Consider the following 20,137-nt stretch of genomic DNA (forward strand, 5'->3'; position numbering starts at 1 on the left):
TCCGCGGGGTGTTTTTTTAGTCGGGTTTGGTTTCTAGCGAAAGGGGATAATCGCCCAGTTTTTTCACTTTAAAGCCGTTTTTCTTGTACTCTTCGTAATCGAAGGCTTCCAGTTCATCGATGGCGAGTTTGTGGAATTCGTAAAAGTTGTGCCACCACTCGTAGCCGCTGCCGAGGTTCGCGTTGAGGTAAGCGTCGGCAATGTCGCAGCCCATGGCGGGAGCCACATAGAAAGCGCCCATGGCGAGCACGTTCACGCCGTTGCCCGTGATGGCGCGAAGGGCCGCGGGAACGCTCTCCACCACGCCCGCGTGCACGTGCGGGCATTTCGAGGCGGCGATGTGGATCCCCATGCCCGTGCCGCAGAAGATGAGCGCGCGCTCGAACTCGCCTTCGGAGATCATGCTGCCTACGCGAAGGCCCACGCGGTGGAACATAAGATCCGTGTCGTCGGGATCGCTGTCCGCTTTTACGCCCACGTCGGTGATCGTCCAGCCCTTTTTCTGCAAGTGCGCGACGACGGCTTCCTTGAGCGGAAAGCCTGCGAAGTCCGCGCCGACCAATAACTGTTTTTCCTTGATTGTTTTCATATAAATTTCCTCCGAATCCCGATGGATTTTATCACTATTATAGTACAGGGAGTTATCCCCGTCAATGCATTATTTACAGATATTTTTATCCCTTTTATAGTTTGTCCTTGGCGCGGAAGTTTTTTCTGTACTTTCCCGGCGCCGATCCCGTGATCTTGTGAAAGATGCGGTTGAAATACATTTCGTTGTCATAGCCGAACTCGAAAGCGATCTCTTTGACCGTCTTGTCCGTTTCCACCAGCATTCTGGCGGCGGAGCCGATGCGCTTTTGCAAAATGTACTGTTTGGGCGAAATGCCGAACTGTTTGGTGAACACGTTGGAAAAATACGTTTCGTTCAGGCACATGATATTGCAAAGGTCCGTGTTGGATATGTTGGAATTGAGGTGCCTGTCGATATATTCGAGTACGGGGATAAAGTTCGCGGACTCGGAAGAAACGTTCCCGCTCGGTAAAAAGCGCGAAAAGAGATATTTTGCCAGACTCTGGCAGGCGAGCGTGTTGGGCGCGTGCGCGCCGTCGTCCGCAGCGTCGAAATTTTCCCGTACCAAGCGAAACAGTTCTTTGTCGAGCGGCTGCGCTTCCACGAAGAGGGCGGGTTTATAGATCGTCAGATAACTGATCGTCGTGATATCCAGATTGAAGTGCATCCAGAAGTGTTCCATTTCACGCGGGCATTCCGCGCCCGTAATGGAAAAGGCGGGAATAAAGTAAAGCCGGTCGGGCGTAAGTTCGAGCGTTTCGTCGTGCATGAACATTTTCGCCGCGCCTTTCGTGATATAGTACATGCGGTAGTAGGGGAAAAAGGTCGCCAGATGGCTCCACGAGGGGCCAACCTTGGTATAACCCGCCTCGGTGACGTGCAGCGAGGTGGTGAGAAAAGGGTTGAACGTTTCCATGGACCGCCTCCTTGAATATCTACACCGTTATTATGTCATAAGGAAGGATTTCTGTCAAGTAATTTAAGAATTTCTGTAAAAAGTGTAATATTTTCTTTATTTTATCCATTGATTTATCGGCCGTATGGCTTTAAAATAAAAGTATAAAAAAGGGCGTAGTTTGCAGAAAAACGCCTATTCATAATCAGAAAAAGGGTACCCTTTTTCTTTGCGTTGTACAACGCAAAGAAAAAGGGTACCCTTTTTCTTTGCGTTGTACAACGCAAAGAAAATTATTCTATCGGAAAAAACAGGAGATCGCCATGAAAAAAATCTTTGCAGGTGTTTTGGGACTGTTCCTGCTCGTCTTTCCCTTTGTCGGCTGCGGCCAAAAGGAAGAGAAAGAGCAAGTAGACCTTTCGAAATTTCCCAACTACGTCGAGCCCGACAAAGCGGCGTACGCGTTCGGTTTCAACGAAATGACCGCGCCTTATTTTAAAGGGAATGTGATTTATAACGAAACGGTCATGCTCGTGGAGGATAAGGGCGTCGTCAGCGGAAAACTGCAATACGAACCCGTCAGAATATTGTCCGTGCGCGACTATACCTGGGAAAAGGAATATCCCGCCTCCGAATACGAAATAAGCGGCAACACGCTCACGATGAAAGCGGGCGGCTCCATGCCCTATCTCACGGCGGAAAACCTTTTGGGCAAGAACATTCCCGAACCCTACCGCGAAGTTTCCTCCATAACGAACGTCGAGACCGACTGGGTGCTCATGGGCGGCTCCATCTATACGGAAAGTTCGCTCATCTACGGGCATCAGGTATCCGTCAGTTACGTGTACGACGTGAACGACGTGAAGACGGAAGAATTCGCGGATTACGAAACGTCGGGCTTTCCCGAACTGAAAGAAAAACTGATCTCGGGCAAGGACGTAAAGATCGTCGCCATCGGCGACAGCGTGGCGGAGGGCTGCTCTTCCAGCGGGCATTTCGGCCATGCGCCCTACATGGAAAACTGGGTGGATCAGTCCGCAAAAGCGCTCGACGAGAAATATACGGGCAAAGTGAGCGTCAAAAACGTGGCGGTGGGCGGAAAAACTTCGGAATGGGGCAGCGCCGCCGCGCAGATCAACGCCGTCGCATCGGAAACGCCCGATCTCGTGATGATCCATTTCGGCATCAACGACGCGGGCGGCGACATGACGCCCGGCACCTACCGCGACAATATCGAAAAGATCGTGGCGGACGTACAGGCGCGCGTGCCCGACTGCGAATTTATGCTCATCAAGGCGTTTGCGCCCAATTCCGCCAATTACAATTACAATACGTTCAAGGCGTATTGGAAAAAACTCGACGAGATCGCCGAAAGTTATCGGGAAGCGTTCACGCTGGATATGTTTACGCCCAGTCTTACGCTCCTCCAAAACAAGAAATACATGGACGTGACAGGCAACGGGATCAACCATGTGAATGATTACAGCAGCAGGCTGTACGCCATGAACATTTTGTCTGCGCTGATCAAATATTAAAAGGAGTTAAACGATGAAAAAATTCTTAACGGTTTTACTCGCGGGACTGCTTTCCCTCGCCGTATTGAGCGGCTGCGACAGGACGCCGTCCAAACCCAAGCCCGTGGATCCGGACGATATCACGGTCAATCTCGACCCGAATATGGAAGCGACCATCGAGATCATGGTGCCCGGCGGCAACGTCAACGAGCGCACGATGATCCAGTGCCTGATCGACGATTTCGCCGATCTCTTTCCAAACGTGACCATCGAAATGAGTTACGTTTCGGTAGACAACTACGTCAGCGCGGTGGGTCAACAGCAACTCGCAGGCACGCTGCCCGATATCGTGTGGAGCAATTCGCCCGATTTTTACGATCTGGTCGAATCGGAAACGTTCGTCGATCTCACCCCTTACATAAAGGCGAACGAAATGCAGGATAAGGTGAATACCTATATCGGCGCGAACGGCGAAGCGGGCAAATACTCTTTCGAAAACGACTTCTACACCGAATTTTACGGCATGAGTTCGGTAGGGGAAAGTTGCTACGTCATTCCCCGCAGTTGCGATTCCGTCGTCACGTTCATCAATACCGATATTCTGAGCAAGGCGGGCGTGGATCTCGATCCCGCGACCACCAAAGTCAAAAACGGCTGGACGTGGGACGATTTTATGGAAGTGTGCGCGAAAGTCAGAACGTACATGGATAACAACGGCATGCGAAACGATTACGTTTTCGATGCGAATCTGACGAGTTGGCTGTCCGTGTGCTATCCCATGCTCCTCTCCTACGGCGCCGAAGTTCTGAACGAAAAAGGCGAAGTCGCCATCGACAGCGCGGCGACGCGCGAATGCCTCGACATGGTCGCGGATCTCGTTTCCAAGCGCTATATCAACGATTCCACGGTCGCGACCAGCGGCTCTTTCGACAACGGCAAGAGCGCCATGCTCTTCCAGTCGGCTTCCGTTTCCCTGTACGCGAACAGAGTTGCCCTGAAAGGGAAAGTGGATCTCGTTTCCTTCCCCCTCATCACGGAGAACGATACGCCGAAGATCGGCGCGGGCGTGGCGGGTTACGCCATCAACGCCGCTTCCAAAAACAAAGAACTCGCTTGGGCGTTTCTGACCTATCTTTCCAGTTATGCGGGACAGCAGAAAATGGCGCTCAACGGCCTGAACCTCGCTTCCATCCGCAAAGACCTGTCCGATTACAAGAACGCCAACTGGGGCAAGGATTACGAAACGCTCAACCTGTCCGCCTATACGTACGGTTCGGAATATAAAGTATCCTCCGACTTTTTCACGCGGACGAAACTTTCCGCTAAGGCGGGATTGCAGCAGGCGATCAAGCAGATGTTCAATAACGCCTGCAACGCAGAAAAGGCGAAAGATATGGACGCGATCATTTCCGCGACCGTGCGCGACATGAAAGACGCGATGATCGAATACTAAAGCGAGAGGTTCGCATGGATACGAAAAGCGTTAGCGAAAGGGCGGTTCAAAAGCCGCCCGAAAAGCGTCAAAAAAAAGAGAAGACGCCCTTCAAAAAGTTTTTGAAAAATAATTACACGGGCTGGCTGTTCAACGCGCCCCTTTTGATCGGGCTGTTGGTCTTTACGCTGATACCCGTCGTGTATTCGCTCTACATTTCTTTTTGGGGAACGAACGGCATCAATATCTGGAACTGGCGCGGGTTTGCTAACTACGTGCGCATGTTCACCGTCGACAAAAAAGAAATGGGCATTGTCTGCCTCAACACCTTCTACTACGTGGCGGTCAGCGTGCCCCTGGGACTGGTCACTTCCTATCTTTTGGCGGCGCTCGTCAACACGACCCTCATCAAGGGCGTCAATACCTTCCGCGTCATCTATTACCTTCCCTGCATGATCCCCGCGGTCGCGGCGGCGCTTCTTTGGACGGATATGATGAAATATACCGCCAACCCCGAAACGATGGGCATCATGAACAAGATCTTGCAGGCGTTCGGGCTGTCCGCCTCGCGCTGGTTTCAAAGCGAAGGGCCGTCTGCCATCGCCTCGCTGTTCTTTATCAATCTGTGGAGCACGGGCAGCGGCATGATCTTATGGCTCTCCGCGTTCAAGAACATCGACAGGGGCATGTACGAGGCGGCGGATATCGAAGGCGCGTCGCGCTTCCGCAAATTTATCTCCATTACCATCCCCATGTCAACGCCCATGATCTTCTACAATCTCATCATGTCGGTCATCGGCTCCATTCAGTACACGGGAACGCTCCTGTATTCCACGGGCCCTCTGCCCGGAAGAGGAAGCGACGGGGAATCTTTGTATATGCTGGGCGTCAAGATCTACAACACGTCTTTTAAAATTTCCGGCGCGCAGGGCTACGCGGCGGCGCTCGCCTGGTTCATGCTCGCGATCATCGCGGCGCTCACGGGCGTGCTGTTCAAAACCAGCAAATGGGTGTTTTACGGGGAGGACGCGCAATGAGCGAATTTGCACAACTCGAAAACACCGCAGCCGCTATCTTACAGGAAAAGAACAGGCAGGCGCGCCGCGAAAAACTGATCCTGAAAATTTTTCTCTATATCTTAATGGGCGCGATCGCGATCGTCTTGCTCTTTCCCTATTTTTACATGATCGTCAAGAGCCTGATGTCTGCGGAAGAAGTGGATAACCCTTACGCGGGATTTTTTCCGAAAGTGCCGCAGTTTATCAACTACGTGACGGTGTTCAAGACGGGTGGCTACGGCGAAGGCGTTCTGTGGACGCTGTGCATCATCGCGTTCAACCTGATCGCCGTGCCCTTTTCCGCCACGCTCATCGCCTATTCGTTCGCAAAACTGCGCTGGAAGGGGAGAGGCGTCATGTTCGCCGCCATGCTCGGCACCATGATGCTGCCCTCCGCGGTCACGCAGTTGCCGCTGTATATCATTTACAGCAAACTGGGATTTCTGAATACCATTCTGCCCTTTACCATTCCGAACCTGTTCGGCGGCGGCGCGGTGTATATCTTTCTGATACGGCAATTTATGATGGGCATTCCCAACGAACTGGAAAACGCGGCGAAAATAGACGGCGCAAACGCCTTTGTGCGTTACTCGCGCATCGTCGTGCCGCTGTGCAAGCCCGTTCTCATCTATGTGATGGTGCAGGTGTTTCTGGCGTACTGGGGCGATTACTACGGGCCCTTGGTCTACTGTACTTCCGCCACGGCGCCCAAAACGCTCGCGCTCGTTCTGTACAACTTTATCACCGACAACTCGCAGGGAACCAAGGTCAATATCCTGATGGCGGGCGCGGTGTTTATGTCTGTCATTCCCACGATCCTGTTCGGGATCTTCCAGAAACAACTGATCGAAGGCGTCACGATGGGCAGTTTGAAGGGCTAAAGCATTTCGACGGAAAACCAAATACGGGGGTACTATGAAAAAACCGATACAATGGATCGCCGCCGCGCTGATTTGCGCCATCGTCGCATGCAGCGTCGGATGCGATCCCAAAGATAAGCCGACGGAGCGCGTAGAAGATACCAGAAATCTTTCGGCGTTCGAATATACCGAAGCGAATCTGACCGCGACCGACGCGCTCGGACGCACCGCGCCCGCGGGCGATATTTCTAACGGCAACGACGTGGGCGTGTTCTATCACACCTGGCACGGCGTGCACGAAACGCCGGGCAAAGTGCTCGATATCACGAAAATCATGGCGGAAAATCCCGATTATCTGGGCAGCGACTATCTGTACGAAAACGCCGATAAGTTTCACTATTGGGGCGAGCCGCTCTACGGCTATTACTGTTCCGCCGATCCCTGGGTGATCACCCGCCACGTCGAACTGATGATGGCGATGGGCATCGATTTTCTGGTGTACGACTACACCAACGCCACCGCCTATAACAAGGAGGCGGACGCGATCTTCGAAGTTTTGCAGAATTTCCGCGACCAGGGTTTCAACGTGCCGAAAGTCACCTTTTACACGAACACGCGTTCCGCGGACGTCGTCTGCGGATTGTACCGCCGCTATTACGAAAAGGGGCTTTACAAAGATCTGTGGTACGCGCCCGACGGCAAGCCTTTAATTATCGGCGTGAGCGAGGACGGACTCATTTCGGCGCAGAATCGCGAACTGTACGCCATGCTCAAAGAGGATTTCTTCGATTTCCGCGAATCGCAGTGGCCGGACGGCAAGACCACCATCGAAAATCTCGAAACGGGCTTTCCTTGGATGAGTTGGCAGTATCCGCAAAAGAATTTCAACGGCATGATGAGCGTATCGCTCGCGCAGCATCCCGACGCGAAAATGAGCAACGGCCCCTTGACCAACAACGGCAGGGGATTCGACTATAAAAAGATGCGCAACTATACTTCCAACTCCGACAAGGGCACCAATTATCAGGGGCAGTGGGAAACGGTATTCGAAAATAACGCCGATTCTTCCAAAAAGTACGTCGACCAGGTGCTCGTGACGGGCTTTAACGAATGGATGGCGATCAAACTCAACGACGGCAACGATTCTTATTTCGTCGATACGTTCTCCGAGGAATATTCCCGCGATATCGAGATGATGAAGGGCGGCTACGGCGACAACTTTGTCGTACAGACGCTCATCAATACCCGCAAATACAAATATTCCGACGCGAAACACTACAAATACGATCTGAAAACCATGCCCCTCGACGATTTCAGCGCCGAAGCGTGGAAAGATGTCAAGAGCGAATATAAAGACCCCGTCGGCGACGCGCTCGCCCGCGACTACCGCGACGCGTTTTCGACCACCACTTACGTGGATAACAGCAACCGCAACGATATTTCTTCTGTCCGCATCGCGCACGACACAGCAAATCTGTATGTGCGGGTGGAAACTGCCGAAGCGGTCACCGCCTATAACGGTACGGATAAAAATTGGATGAATCTGCTCATTCAGACGGAAAACGGCGGCGAGAACTCGTTTGCGGGTTTCCAGTACATCGTCAACCGTTCGCCCGACGGCAGCGGCAAAACGAGCGTGGAAAAGAGCAGGGGCGGCTTTTCTTGGGAAAGCGCGGGCTCGGCGCAATACGCCGTTTCTGGAAACGTCGTTTTATACAGTATTCCGTTGGCATCTCTGGGACTGACCGCACAGAATTGCTATATCCGCATCAAGGCGTGCGACAACGTGACCAAACCCGACGACATCATGGATTACTATGTGTCCGGCGACAGCGCGCCCATCGGCAGATTCGCCTATTCTTACGGATATTGAGAGGTAAGCCATGAAAAAATTTATTTCCGTTCTATGCGCGGGGGTCATGTGTATGAGTCTGGCAGGCTGTGGCGGGACTGAAAAGCCCGAAACGTTCACGCGCGTCGAAGACACGAGAACGCTTTCGAGCGAACAGTACACGGCGCTCAATACCGTCGGCACGGACGCGCTCGGCAGAGTCATCGAGGAAGCGGACAGAGCGCGCGAGGGCACCCGCTACGTGGGGATCTGGTACTCCCTGTGGGAGGGGCAGCACACCTATATGCAGTCGGCGATCTACGACAATCAGGTGCTTTTATCTACCGAGGAGGGCGCGGCAAAACTCGCCTCTCCCGACGACTGCGAGGAAACGCGGCTCAACGAATTTCATTTCTGTTCGCAGCCGCTGTACGGTTACTATAATATGCGCGATCCCTGGGTGGTCGCAAGGCACGTGGAACTTCTCACCGCGGCGGGCGTCGATTATCTTTGTTTCGACACTACCAACGCCATCGTATACAACGAAGTGGCGGAACTGGTCCTGAATACCCTGCAAACCTACCAAAATCAGGGCTTCAAAGTGCCCAAAGCCATGTTCTACGTCAATTCCAACACGGGCACGACCGCGCGGAAAATTTACAACGCTTTCTATCAGACGGAAAAGTACGACGATATCTGGTTCAGCCCCAACGGCAAACCCATGATCTGCGGCATCACCTCGGATAACCGCGGCGCGAGCGATCAGGTGCTCGCAAATCCCGATTATTCGGACGTATTCCCCGACAGCATCGCGGAGCGTTTCGATCTCCGCGAATCGCAGTGGCCGCAGGGCTCCATCGAGCACGAAAACGCGCTCCCCTGGATGAGTTGGAAATATCCGCAGAGCATTCACCCGAATCTGAAAGCGATCAGCGTATCGGTGGCGCAGCACGACCCGTTCCAGATCAATTTCAGCGCGAAAGGCCCCACGAGCAGCCGCGGCTACGACCACACGACGAAAAAAATCAGCAAAGATTACGGCGCGGGGCAGAACTTCGAAAGCCAGTGGAAGACCGTCTTCGATTACGAGGCGCAGGGCAAGACCGTCGAAAACGTACTCCTTACCAGTTGGAACGAATGGATGGCGATCAAGACCTTCAACGGCAACGAAACGGTGTTCTGCGACGTATACAACGAGGAGTATTCGCGCGATATCGAGATGATGAAGAGCGATCTGGGCGATAACTTCTATTTGCAGATGATCCGCAATATCCGCAAGTACAAGTACGAGGACGCCAAGCATTACAAATATCAGAAAATGACGATCGACCTTGCGGACGAAACGCTCGCGCAGTGGGAAAACGTGAAAGCGCATTACCGCGATTTTGCGGGCGACGCGATGGAGCGCAACTACAAGGATGCGGTCAACAAGGGCACGTATACCGATACGAGCAACCGCAACGATATCACCGACGTGAAAGTCGTGCACAATTCGACCGATCTGTTCGTGTACGTCAAAACGGCGAAAGAGATCACCGCCTACAACGGCACGGATACCAACTGGATGACGCTGTATCTCGGGAACGATTCCCAAGACGCGGATTTCCAGACGTATCAGTATATCGTCGGCCGCAGCCCGAAATCGGACGGCACGACCTCCGTCGAAAAATCGACGGGCGGGTTCAACTGGAAAAACGCGGGGAACGCGGAATACAAACTGTACGGCGACGTCATCGTATACAAGATCCCGCTGTCCTTGCTGGGCGTTTCCGCCGACAGTTGCCATCTCCGCCTGAAAGTGACCGACAACGTGACGCATCCCGACGATATCATGGATTATTATATCAGCGGCGACTGCGCGCCCATCGGGAGGCTGAGTTACAGTTATGGCTATTAAAACTTTACTGAAAAAATGCGCGCTCGTTTCCCTCGCCTTATGCCTCGCGGCGCCCGCGCTTTGCGGCTGCGGCAAGGAGGGGGAAAACGAGAAACCCGAGGAGAAGAGAGAAATGACGAATCACGCCGTCTACGACAGAGTTTCTCTGCCCGACAGTTTGTGGCAGGCGCCGAAAATCATCGAGGATACCGAAAACGACAGGACGGAAACAGGCATCGGCGGCACTATCAAAGCGATCTACTACCGCAGCGATTACAACGGGCAGGAAAGTTACGCGTTCGCCTATTTGGGGATCCCCGCAGGGGCGAGCGCAAGCAATAAAAAGCCCGCCGTACTTTTGGTGCACGGCGGGGGCGGCACGGCATACTGGCAATGGGTCAAAGAATGGGTCAACCGCGGCTACGTGGCGCTGGCGATGGATCTCGAGGGGCACGTGCCCAAAAAAGAAGGCACGTCCGACAATATGCCCGCAGACCTCTACACGAAATCGCAGTACCCCGCGCCGCACAACCAGAATTACGGCGACGCGGATCTTCCCATCGAACAGACCTGGATGTATTACGCCGTATCCACGGCCATTTTAGGAAATTCCTTGCTGCACGGGCTTGACTATGTGGATATTTACAAGGTCGGCGTCTGCGGCGTGAGTTGGGGCGGCGTGATCACCTCCATCATTTCGGGCTATGACGACCGTTTCGCATTTTCCGTGCCCATTTACTGCTCATTGAACCTCGCCGAGGCGAAGGGCGGCAACCTGAACGGTTATTACCGCGCCCATCCCGCCGCTCGCGTCTGGGACGACGACGAAGGATTGAGCCGCGTCGAAACGCCGCTCTTCTTTCTGGCGATGAACGACGACGTGAACGCGTTTCCCGACAGTATATCCATGACGGCGGCGCGCTGCAAAAACGCGACCGTTTCACTGGTGCGTAACTGGCTGCACAGCCACACGCACGCCTTTGCAAGACCCGAACCGTATGCCTTTGCCGATTCCATTGTCAAGGGCGGCGACGGAATGGTAAAAGTCGTCGCGCAGCCCGAAAAGAGCAGCGGCTCGGTGAAAATTACCGTGCCCGAAGGGCTTTCGGTCAAGGCATATATCGCCTTTACGGGCGGCGACATGAAAAAGATCCCCTCGTGGGGACATATCCGTCTGACGCTCAAAGAGGGCGAAGCGGCGTACGAGATCACCGACGAGATGAAAAAGGAAGCGGGCGGAGAAGTGACCTGGTTTTATATCTGGTTTACAGATAATTTCGACCGCGTGACTTCCACGCGGATGGTACAACTGATTTAATATCCGCCGAACGGATTTAAATAGAATTTTTCGAGGAGGAAAAACATGAAAAAAAAGTTACTGGCAATCTTGCTTTCGCTCGTTGCCGTAGTGGCGTTCGCAGGCGTTGCGGTCACCGCGTCTGCCGCGGGAACGAAAGACGCCGTCACCGTTAAAAACGCGAATTTCGCAACCGATTGGAATATGGTCTTGTTCGAAACGGACACACCGAGCGGCGCTACCGAGCCTTGGGGCACGGCGGATCCCTCACATATCACCGTGATTGCTCCAGACGGCAGTATTTTGGCGCCGAATGCCGTACATCTGAACAACTATATTTACATTGGCGTAAACAATAATACAGAACCCGCCGTTGGTACCACGTTCACCATCCACGCGGGCTATGCGTATACGGCGAACAGCGAAGTAAAGGAAGATATCACCTGGAAGTACAGCACCCAGGGCGCCACGTTCACGAAAGTAGAGCCGACGGGCGCGGTGGAATCCGTCGCGGTCGCGGGCGAATTGACTGTTCAGGCGGGCGCAACGGTCCTGGATCTTTCCGCTCTGCGCGGCAAAGCGACCTATGCGGACGGCGAGGTCGTTCCGTTCCTCGTCACAAAAGACATGATATCGGGCGAATACGACTTGACGAAAGCGGGCGATTATACCTTGACTTGCACGTACGAGGGAAAGACGGCTTCCGTCAAACTGACGGTGACGCCCTCCGACGAACTTCCCGAACTTACCGTAAACAATATCAATTACGACCCGGGTTGGGGCGGATTTCTGATCAATTTCAACGTAAAAGATAAAGTTGATACAGAAAACGTGGAAGGCAAGGTCGAGAACGTCAAGATCACCAATTCCGTTCGTGAGGACATAAGCGGTGAATTCGACTATATGTATCATGAAACCTATCTTTTTTGTCTGCACGGTCCGAACGAAGTGGGAACGGTGATCACCGTTAAAGAAGGATTCGAATTTTCGGGGCATCAGATGAAAGCGGACGTTTCTTATATCTATGCCACGGCGGGCGCTACCCTCGTCGCATACGATCCCGCCAAGCACGATCCCAAGACGCTTACCATCGACAACAATCCCGAGGACAACGCGGTGCACGTGGGCGGGACCTTGCAACTGACCGCCACGCTCAACGACGGCGCGGCTTCCACCGTACATTATACCACTTCGGACGCCGAGGTCGCCACCGTCGACGCGACGGGCAAAGTGCTCGGCGTGAAAGAGGGGACGGCGACCATCACCGCCAAAGCGGGCGATCTGAGCGAAACTTACGAAGTGGAAGTTTTGCCCGAACTCGAAATGAAAGGGCTGGAATTTGCCACTTCCTATAAAATCTATGTGGAAAAAGGCGGGAAACTTGCTCTTCCCTCGGATTTCACGGCGCACGCCGTATTCGACAATGACGGCAAGGACGTGTACGGCAGCGATTTTAAACTGAACGAGGAAAACTGCACGCTCTCCGACGTCGATACCGCGACTGTGGGCACGAAAGTTTCCAAAGCGACCGTTTCGTTCGCGGGTAAACAATATACGCTCGACGTTTCCGTCGAAGTATATGAAGTCATTCCCATGGACATCAAGGAAGTCGCGGTCGTCGAATGGTTCAGTTACAGCATTTTCGTACAGTATCCCGACAGCACCGTAAATGTTGCGAATATTACCGATGCGACCTGCATCCCCGATGCGACGAAGTATGTATACACGCGGGCTGACGGTACCGAAGTAAAGTGCGGTACCTACAATCTCGGCGGCGGCAACGTGGCGATTCTTCCCACATTCTATGACGGAAAACAGGACGCCGATAACTGGAACAAGGCTCCCTATATGCAGGAAGGCGACCGCATCACGTTAAAAGCAGGATTCAGCGGCTATATGTGGACGGGCGAACTTGCTCCGACCGAAACGGATAACGCCGCCATGAAGGCGGGCACGGGCATGATCGTTCCCGAATGCAGATTGGCGGAAGAAGTGACGTTTGTGTTCGACGGCATGGTCTGGGGCATCTATATCCCCTATACGGATCTCAAAGTGAACGAAACGGCGACCGTGCAGGTGGGCGATACCGTCAGCCTCGGCGCCGTGCGCGTTCCCGATACCGCGACCGAAGGCAACTTCTATTATAAAAGCAGCGACGAGAGCATCGTTACCGTCAACAATAACGGCCGCATCACGGGCGTGAAACAGGGCACCGCCACCGTCACCGTTACCTTGAAGGACGGCGTCGCGGGCGAAAAGACAAAGACCGTTACCGTGACCGTCACGGACGGCATCGTCGGACTGGAATTTGCGGAAGGCACCGTCCTCACCGTCAAAAAAGGCACCGAAAAACTCGATCTGAGCGGCTTGACCGCCAACCTCGTCTGGGCGAGCGGCAAGACGGAAAAGGCGGATCTTTCCAAAGCGGAGATCGTAGGTTACGATAAGGACGCTGCGGGCGAGAGCGAAGTGACCGTGAAAGTGACGGTGGACGGCAAGACGTACCAGGCGCAACTGACCGTAAGGGTGCAGAGAGGCGGCTGCGGCTCTGTCGCGGAGGCAGGCGCATCCGTATTCGCGGGCGCGGTCATCGCGCTGAGCGCTGCGGCGCTCGTCGTCGGATTCCGTAAAAAGGCGAAAAAGTAAGGACAAACCGCGGCGGCGTTTTCCGCCGCCGCAAAAAAACGAGTATTCCCCCGCGGGGGCGGGAAAATGATAGAAACCGAATAAAAAAATTCTGCGGCGACCGTCTTGTCCTTGTCGGACGGGGGCGGTCGCTTTGCATAACTTACGGAGATCGAAAATGTCGGAATTGATCAATTTCAGAACAGAATACCAGCAGCGGCCGCTTGCCGTTCAATCGCGGACGCCGCATTTTTCCTGGCAATATGAAAAAAGTTTTAAAGGAGAGCAGACATCCTACCGCATACGGGTGGCGACGAGCGAAAAACTCCTCTATGAGGGCAGTGAGGATATGTGGGACAGCGGCGAAGTCCGCTCCGCCGCGAGCGTCGGCGTACAGTACGGCGGCAGACCGCTTTGCTCGCACAGCCGATATTTCGTATGCTGTGAAACAACGGACGGCGAAGGGAATCGCTACCGTTCGCAAATCGCCTCGTTTGAGACCGCTCTGTACGAGAAAAGCGACTGGAAGGGGCAATGGGTCTCCGTGCCCGTCAACTTCAACGGCGGCACGCTGCTGTTCCGGAAAGCGATTGCGCTGAAAGATAAAAAGATCGCGCGTGCGCGCGCATATATCTGCGGCCTCGGTTATCACGAATTTTTCGTGAACGGCAGAAAAATGGGGAATGCGGTGCTCAATCCCGGCGTCACGGAATACGGCGAGCGCGTTTTCTACTGCGCGTACGAAATGGAAGATCTCGCTGCGGGCAAAAACGTCATCGGCGTGGAAGTGGGCTACGGCTGGCTGGGCGCGCGCAAACTTCTGGCGCAGATCTACGTGGAGTACGAGGACGGCGAAGTGTACGAGGACCATTCGGGCCCCGGCTACGGCTGGTGGGTAGGCGGCAGCCCCACCGTGGACAACAGCGTTTACGGCGGCGAAGTGTACGACGCGCGCATCGAGGACAAATATCCTAAAAACTGGAACACGCTCGCGTTCGAGCCTACCTGGGCGAACGGCTGGATGTACACCATCGCCGCGGCCGCCCCGAACGGGGAATTGGCGGCGCAGGAGATCGAGCCGATCGAGGTGTGCGCGCGCTTTCCCGAAGTTTCGAGGACGGATATGGGCGGCGGCGTCTATATTGTGGACGTGGGCAAAAACATCGCGGGGTGGCTGAAAATTTCCGTGCGCGGCGAGCGCTGCGCTTCCGTCACGCTGAAATTCGGCGAACAACTCACCAATGAGGGGTACGTCAACCAACTCAATCTGCGTTCGGCGCGCTGTTCGGATACCTATATCTTAAAGGGCGACGGTGTGGAAGAGTTCGCGCCGCGGTTCACTTATCACGGGTTCCGCTACGTGCAGGCGGAAATTGCGGGCAAAGCGGAACTTTTGTCCTGCGTGGGCGAACACGTGCATACCGCCGCGCCCCTGATCGGAGATTTTTCCTGTTCCGACAAGACGCTCAACGCCCTGCACGAGATCGCGGTGCGCACCGAACAGAACAACCAGCATTCCATTCTCACCGACTGCCCCCAACGCGACGAGCGGTTTGGCTGGCTCAACGATCTGGGTTCCCGCATTTATCAGACGATGTATAACGTGGATATGTCGCGGTTCATTCCCAAATTTATACGCGATATCACCCACACGCAGACGGCGGAGGGCGGCATCGGCGATACGGCTCCCTATTATACGGGCGGCGTGCCCGCCGATCCCGTGTGCGTCATTTATCCGCTGCTCGCGGATTACGCGTACCGTTATTACGGCGACAGGGCGACCGCCGCGGCGGAATATGCTTCGATCCGCAAATGGGTGGAATATCTTTTGTCGCGCTCTCAAAATTATATCATGGAATATTCCTATTACGGCGACTGGGTCACGCCGTTTGCGGACGTGCGCGCGGACAATCTGTACGTATCTTCGCTGTATCTTTTGTGGCATCTCAAAGAGATGCGCCGCCTCGCCGTGATCGTCGGCAACGCGGAGGACGAAGCGCAGTACGGCGATCATGCCGAGCGTTGCGCCGCCGCGCTGCACGAAAAATATTTCGACGAAAAGACCTTTGATTACTGCGGCGGCACGCAGACGGAAAACGCTCTCGCGCTGTCTTTGGGCATCGTGCCCGAAGCGTTCCGTTCGCGCGTTGCGGAAAATATTTACCGCGACGCGGTCGGGCGCGGCCATCACTGCACGAGCGGCAATATCGGCTACCGCCACGTCTTTTACGTGCTCGCCGAATACGGCTATGCCGACGAGGTCGTCAATATACTGAAAAATCCCGCGTATCCCGGCTGGGGTTACATGATGGAAAACGACGCGACCAGCGTCTGGGAGCGCTGGGAAGCGGAAATGCAGAACGAAATGCATTCTTTCAACCATCCCATGTTCGGCAGTTACGACGCGTTCCTGTACCGCTATTTAGGCGGCATCGACGTCGCGGAAGACGCGTTCGCGTGCGATAAGATCCGCATCGCGCCCGTATTTACCCGACTCGTCGATCACGTTTCGGCGTCGATGAAGACGGTGCGGGGCGAAATCGTTTCAAAGTGGAAGAGAGAAAACGGCAGGATCAGCGTGCATATCGAAGTGCCGCCCCAGACGAGCGCGGAAATTTGTCTTGGCAAAAATATTTACCGCGTAGGCGGCGGTTCCTACGATTACGCCGTATAGACGGGTAGTGAGAGAAAAATGAAAAAAGGTTTGAGAGCCGCCTTCGCGGGGCTGCTGTGCGCAATCGTTCTTTGCGGTTGCGTCTCCGCCCCGCACGATGACGATCTGGCGGAAAGGGGAGATTGGATGCCGTACGATTCATATAGTCTTGAAACCTGGCTGCGCCCTGTCTGGCACACCCGCGAAATGTATAACGAAACGGTCCTGTTCGTGGGCGAAGAGGACGAAGCGCCGCTATTGTACCGCCCCGCGGAAATCAGGTCTGTGCGCAGTTACGGGCTGAACGTCGAATATACGGAGGGGAAAGATTATATCCTCACCGAAGAGGGCAAAATCAGGCGCCTTCGCGGCTCCGCGATCCCGTATTTTGAAACGGACGAATATTACAGAAAGGAGCCCGACAGCGTGCCTGTCGCCGTTTTCGGCAAGTACGCCGCAGGATTTCAGGAAAACCGCTATATCAAATACGGCGAAAAGGATACCTTTACTTCCCGCCAGATCGCCGTGACCTACGCGCACGACTGTGTCTGGGAAGGGAGTATTCCCGAGGATAAGAGCGATCGGGCGGGCAAGTTTTTGAAAAAACTGGAAGGGGAAAAGGCCGCAAAGATCGTCTTTTACGGCGACAGCATCACCGCGGGCTGCAACGCGAGCGGCACCGAGTACGGCGGCAATACTTTGCCCTATACGCCCTCCTACGCGCAAATGGTCGCAAGTTCTCTGGAAGATAAGTATGCGGCAAAAATCGAATGCGTCAATACCTCCCTCGGCGGCGCGAACACTGAATGGGGGTTGGAGAACGTGGAAAAAAATGTGATCTCCCATGCGCCCGACCTCGTCGTGATCGCGTTCGGCATGAACGACGCCGATCTCACGGTAGCAAAATATAAGCGGATGATCTCCGAAATGATCGACAAGATACACGCGGCAATTCCCGACTGCGCTGTCGTCGCGGTGGCGACGAGCGTACCCAACAACGAAACGGAATGGTTTTACGGCAATCAAAAGGAGTACGTTGCGGGGCTGAAAGCGCTGGAACGGGAGGAAAAATACGATTTCGTCGCGGTCGCGGACATGACCGCCATGCATCTCGACCTGTTAAAAGCCAAACGTTTCCGCGACATGACGGGAAACAACGTCAACCATCCCAACGATTTTCTCGCGCGCGTCTACGCGCAGGTCGTTTTACAGACGGTTGCGGGCGATAACTACATTTAAATCCGACAGCGCACCGCACTTGCGGTGCGCTGTTGACAGATGAGGGAAGGAATGGTATACTGGACATAATAATTTGAAAGAGGAAGAGCATGCCGTACAGCGAACTGATCAAAAATTTCGGACGCATACGCGAATATGTGCGGGAATTTTACGTTTACGGGTTCAAAAGCCGCGAAAATTTTTCTATGAAGAGCGCGCGCTCCTACGACGACGAGCGGCGGCGCGTCGAGAGTTGGTTGGGCGACTTTGTCGGCTCCTGCCGCACCGTGGAGGGCAAAAGCGTGTTTTTGGAGATCGACAGCCGTGTCGTCAGCCGCAATCCGCTCTATCATGCATGGAAGGCGAAAAGTTTCACCGACGGCGACGTGACGCTGCATTTCATTCTCTTCGATATTCTCGCCGATTACGAAACCGCGCTTCCTCTTCCCGAAATCATGGAAAAGATCGACCGATACCTCGCCGCGTTCCGCAATCCCAAAACTTTCGACGAATCGACGGTGCGGAAAAAACTCAAAGAATACGTCGCGGAAGGTATTTTGGAAACGGAAAAACGCGGCAAAGCGCTCCTGTACCGCCGCGCGGCGTCGGTCCCTCTGCCCGACGAAAATGTTCTGGACCTCTTTTCGGAAATCGCGCCCTGCGGCGTGATCGGCTCCTTTCTTCTCGATAAAACGGACGCGCGCGAAGCGCCGTTCGTTTTCAAACATCATTATATCACGCAGGCGCTGGACAGCGAGATCCTCTGTTCTCTCTTTTGCGCCATGCACGAAAAGAGGCGCGTAGAAATCGAGAGCGTCAACCGGAATACGGGCGCGAAGAGTCGGAACGCGGTCGTGCCCCTGCGCATATTCATCAGCGTGCAGAACGGCCGACAATATCTTCTGGCGTACAATCTGCGGCTGAAAAGAATGAAGCCGTACAGGCTGGACAATATTCTGACCGTCGTCGCGAAAGAGTGCTTTGAAAAGTTCGATGCGCTCCGTAAGACGCTGGACGGCATGCAGCCGCGCATGTGGGGCGTGAGCATGCGGGGCAGAGGCAACGGGACGGAGCACGTAGAATTCACCGTGCGTTACGGGGAAGACGAAGAGTACATACACCGCCGCCTGGAACGTGAAAAGCGCTGCGGCCGCGTGGAGAAGATCGACGAACATACGAGCAGGTTTTCCGCCGACGTGTACGACGCGGAGGAGATGATCCCCTGGATCCGCACCTTTATCTGCCGTATCGTATCGCTCAAATTTTCCGATAAAGAACTGGAAACGCGGTTTAAAAACGATCTGCGCGCGACGTACGCGTTATACGGAGAGGACGAATGATATTCAGCGAACTGTACGGCAGTTATTATAACGTCGTCGCCAAGATTCTGAAAGCGGCGCTCGATCATCCCGTGACGGAAGAGGAAATGCGCGGGGTCGTCCGCGCGTATGCCTTTTCGGAAAGCGTGCTCGCCATCGTCCCCGCACTGCGGGAAGAGCGGTGGCAGTTGTTGGACGAAAGGGGGAAAACCCCGCTCGAACATATGCCCGAAATGCCGCTCACGCTCCTGCAAAAGCGCTGGTTGCAGGCGATCCGCCTCGATCCGCGCATCCGCCTGTTCGGCGGGAAGATCGAAGATTTTGGCGTGGAACCGCTGTTTACGCCCGACGACGTGTACGTGTTCGACAAATACGCGGACGGAGATCCCTATCAAGATGAGAACTATATCCGTAATTTCCGCGTCATCCTGGACGCGATCGGGCGCAAAATTCCCCTCAAAATCGACGTGTTGAACAGAAAAGGGGAGCCTTTGCGCGTGAACGTCTTTCCCGAACGGCTGGAATATTCGGAAAAGGACGATAAGTTCCGTCTGATCTCCTCGCATTGCCGATACGGGAATATCCTCAATCTCGCGCGCATCGTTTCCGTCAAAACGTGCCAAGGGCAGACCATTTCCGCCGAAGGGAAGGGACGGCCGCGGTCGAAACGGCGCGTCGCTCTGGAACTTTTCGACGAGCGCAACGCGTTGGAGCGCGTCGTGCTGCATTTCGCGCATTTCGAAAAGGAAACGCGCAGGCTCGGCGATACGCGCTACCGCCTGGAAATTTTATACGACGCGGAGGACGAAACGGAGATCGTCATACGGGTGCTGTCCTTCGGACCGCTCGTCAAAGTCGTCGCGCCGCAAAGTTTCGCGGCGCTCATCACAGAAAGATTGAAAATGCAAAAAAGTTGCGGACTCTTTTAGAGTTCGCAACTTTTTTTCCGTGATAATTTCCAGATTCTGTAATAAAATACTCATGCGAG

At 54.3% G+C, this 20,137-nt stretch carries 14 protein-coding genes; 12 read left to right on the forward strand and 2 right to left on the reverse strand.

Translation table 11 applies throughout. The features are described from left to right. Positions 1-16: 16 nt before the first annotated feature. Both ESZ91_RS05325 and ESZ91_RS05330 read right to left on the reverse strand, forming a co-directional pair. Positions 17-589 carry an RpiB/LacA/LacB family sugar-phosphate isomerase gene (locus tag ESZ91_RS05325; RefSeq protein ID WP_129224853.1) on the reverse strand — a complete coding sequence of 191 codons (573 nt, stop codon included), beginning with the start codon at positions 587-589 and terminating at the stop codon, positions 17-19. A 94-nt stretch (positions 590-683) separates the two neighbouring features. Beyond that, on the reverse strand, positions 684-1,487 hold the full coding sequence (locus ESZ91_RS05330; protein WP_129224855.1) for a helix-turn-helix domain-containing protein: 804 nt from the start codon (positions 1,485-1,487) through the stop codon (positions 684-686). Between the two features lie 302 nt (positions 1,488-1,789). Here ESZ91_RS05330 and ESZ91_RS05335 point away from each other — a divergent pair, with 302 nt between their 5' ends. The 12 genes from ESZ91_RS05335 to ESZ91_RS05390 all read left to right on the forward strand — a co-directional run bounded on the left by ESZ91_RS05335 (position 1,790) and on the right by ESZ91_RS05390 (position 20,078). Continuing rightward, entirely contained in the window at positions 1,790-3,001 is a 1,212-nt protein-coding gene (locus tag ESZ91_RS05335) for an SGNH/GDSL hydrolase family protein (RefSeq protein ID WP_129224857.1), read from the forward strand. A 13-nt stretch (positions 3,002-3,014) separates the two neighbouring features. Then, positions 3,015-4,433 (forward strand): ABC transporter substrate-binding protein, encoded by a 1,419-nt coding sequence (locus tag ESZ91_RS05340; RefSeq protein WP_129224859.1) that lies wholly within the window; start codon positions 3,015-3,017, stop codon positions 4,431-4,433. Positions 4,434-4,447: 14 nt separating this feature from the next. Beyond that, positions 4,448-5,449 carry a carbohydrate ABC transporter permease gene (locus tag ESZ91_RS05345; RefSeq protein ID WP_129224861.1) on the forward strand — a complete coding sequence of 334 codons (1,002 nt, stop codon included), beginning with the start codon at positions 4,448-4,450 and terminating at the stop codon, positions 5,447-5,449. Further along, positions 5,446-6,351 carry a carbohydrate ABC transporter permease gene (locus ESZ91_RS05350; RefSeq protein ID WP_161971065.1) on the forward strand — a complete coding sequence of 302 codons (906 nt, stop codon included), beginning with the start codon at positions 5,446-5,448 and terminating at the stop codon, positions 6,349-6,351. The genes ESZ91_RS05345 and ESZ91_RS05350 overlap by 4 nt, the downstream gene beginning before the upstream one ends. 34 nt (positions 6,352-6,385) lie before the next feature. Continuing rightward, positions 6,386-8,203, forward strand: coding sequence for a DOMON domain-containing protein (locus ESZ91_RS05355; protein ID WP_129224865.1), 1,818 nt, complete (start codon positions 6,386-6,388; stop codon positions 8,201-8,203). A 10-nt stretch (positions 8,204-8,213) separates the two neighbouring features. Next, entirely contained in the window at positions 8,214-10,058 is a 1,845-nt protein-coding gene (locus ESZ91_RS05360; protein WP_129224868.1) for a hypothetical protein, read from the forward strand. Next, the gene (locus ESZ91_RS05365; protein ID WP_129224870.1) at positions 10,048-11,355 is read left to right on the forward strand and encodes a dienelactone hydrolase family protein; all 1,308 of its coding nucleotides are present in this window, start codon (positions 10,048-10,050) and stop codon (positions 11,353-11,355) included. The genes ESZ91_RS05360 and ESZ91_RS05365 overlap by 11 nt, the downstream gene beginning before the upstream one ends. A 45-nt stretch (positions 11,356-11,400) precedes the next feature. Then, on the forward strand, positions 11,401-13,980 hold the full coding sequence (locus ESZ91_RS05370; protein ID WP_129224872.1) for an Ig-like domain-containing protein: 2,580 nt from the start codon (positions 11,401-11,403) through the stop codon (positions 13,978-13,980). A 157-nt stretch (positions 13,981-14,137) separates the two neighbouring features. Beyond that, a complete protein-coding gene (locus ESZ91_RS05375) occupies positions 14,138-16,633 on the forward strand; it encodes an alpha-L-rhamnosidase (protein WP_129224874.1) in 2,496 nt (831 codons plus the stop codon). 18 nt (positions 16,634-16,651) lie between these two features. After that, positions 16,652-17,851, forward strand: coding sequence for an SGNH/GDSL hydrolase family protein (locus ESZ91_RS05380; RefSeq protein WP_129224876.1), 1,200 nt, complete (start codon positions 16,652-16,654; stop codon positions 17,849-17,851). An 89-nt stretch (positions 17,852-17,940) separates the two neighbouring features. Then, positions 17,941-19,170 carry a WYL domain-containing protein gene (locus tag ESZ91_RS05385; protein ID WP_129224878.1) on the forward strand — a complete coding sequence of 410 codons (1,230 nt, stop codon included), beginning with the start codon at positions 17,941-17,943 and terminating at the stop codon, positions 19,168-19,170. Further along, entirely contained in the window at positions 19,167-20,078 is a 912-nt protein-coding gene (locus ESZ91_RS05390) for a WYL domain-containing protein (protein WP_129224880.1), read from the forward strand. Before ESZ91_RS05385 ends, ESZ91_RS05390 begins: the two co-directional genes overlap by 4 nt. The last annotated feature ends 59 nt before the right edge of the window (positions 20,079-20,137 follow it).

It is taken from the genome of Candidatus Borkfalkia ceftriaxoniphila, from assembly GCF_004134775.1.
Taxonomy (GTDB): domain Bacteria; phylum Bacillota; class Clostridia; order Christensenellales; family Borkfalkiaceae; genus Borkfalkia; species Borkfalkia ceftriaxoniphila.